Source organism: Agrobacterium sp. CCNWLW32, from assembly GCF_037083425.1.
In the GTDB taxonomy this organism is placed as follows: Bacteria; Pseudomonadota; Alphaproteobacteria; order Rhizobiales; family Rhizobiaceae; genus Agrobacterium; species Agrobacterium radiobacter.
This window is the reverse complement of the sequence record NZ_JBAOJM010000035.1, coordinates 1-1,275: the sequence shown is the minus strand read 5'-3', so window position 1 is coordinate 1,275 and position 1,275 is coordinate 1. Positions and strand designations below refer to the sequence as shown.

The following is a 1,275-nucleotide window of genomic DNA, read 5'->3' as shown; positions in this document are numbered from 1 at the left end:
CCCACTGCTGTCCGGTTTAAATTTGGTGGACATGGCGCACGGTGTTGATTCTACTCGTATTCGAGCGTTTGGCGACGATCTCGGACACGAAAGAGGAGCAACACCGTGCGGCACAAGAATAGCGTCTTTCATGATCTTTTGAAGCGTATTCCCTGGGCGGCGTTTGAGCGGCTTGTGGATGAACACGGGGCTGACAAGCATGTCCGCCGGCTGTCGACCAAAAGCCAGTTCGTCGCCCTCCTGTATGGGCAGTTGGCGGGTTCGGTGAGCCTGCGCGAGATCGTCTTTGGCCTGGAGAGCCACTCTGCACGGCTCTATCATGTCGGCGCAAAGCCGGTGTCGCGCTCGACGCTTGCCGATGCCAATCGTCTGCGTCCGAGCCCTGTCTTTGCCGGGCTGTTTGCGCAGATGGTGGCGATGGCGGGACGCGGCCTGCGCCGGGCGGTGGGCGAGGCAACCTACCTCATCGATGCGACAGGGGTTCGCCTCTCCGGTGCCGGATCGCAGTGGGCGCGGTTTTCCCATCAAGCCTGCGGCGTCAAGGTCCACATCGTCTACGATGCGGATGCCGAACAACCGATCTATGCGGCGGTCACGCCGGCCAATATCAACGACATCACGGCTGCCAAGGCCATGCCGATCGCATCAGGCGCAACCTATGTCTTTGATCTTGGCTATTATGATTTCGGCTGGTGGGCCAAGCTGGACAAAGCCGGATGCCGGATCGTCACCCGGTTCAAGTCGCATACGCCGCTGACGGTCACCCATGAGCAGGCGGTGGACGGCGACGGTATCATCCTGTCCGACCGCATCGGCCTTTTGCCGGCCCGCCAGGCAAAAAGCCGCAAAAATCCGTTCAGCGATCCGGTCCGCGAGATCACCATCAGGACCGAGACGGGAAAGGTGTTGCGCATCTTCTCCAATGATCTCGATGCACCGGCTCACGAGATCGCCGATCTCTACAAGCGCCGTTGGGCGATCGAACTGTTCTTCCGCTGGGTCAAGCAGACGCTGAAGATCAGCCATTTCCTCGGCACGTCAGAAAATGCCGTGCGCATCCAGATCGCTGTCGCCCTGATCGCTTACCTGCTCCTGCGATTGGCGCAGGCTGACCAGAAGACCGTGCCAAGCCCACTCGCCTTCGCCCGGCTGGTACGCGCAAACCTCATGCACCGGCGACGCACCGATCGGCTTCTAAACCCGCCACCAGACAAACCCACAAACCAAAACCAGATGGCCTTCCAATGGCCGCAAATTTAAACCGGACAGTAGTGG

Annotated in this window: 1 protein-coding gene; it reads left to right on the top strand. The window is 60.1% G+C overall.

Features of this window, described 5'->3' with window-relative positions; all coding sequences use genetic code 11:
• Positions 1-105 precede the first annotated feature (105 nt).
• The gene (locus tag V6R85_RS25980; RefSeq protein ID WP_336377355.1) at positions 106-1,260 is read left to right on the top strand and encodes an IS4 family transposase; all 1,155 of its coding nucleotides are present in this window, start codon (positions 106-108) and stop codon (positions 1,258-1,260) included.
• Positions 1,261-1,275 lie beyond the last annotated feature (15 nt).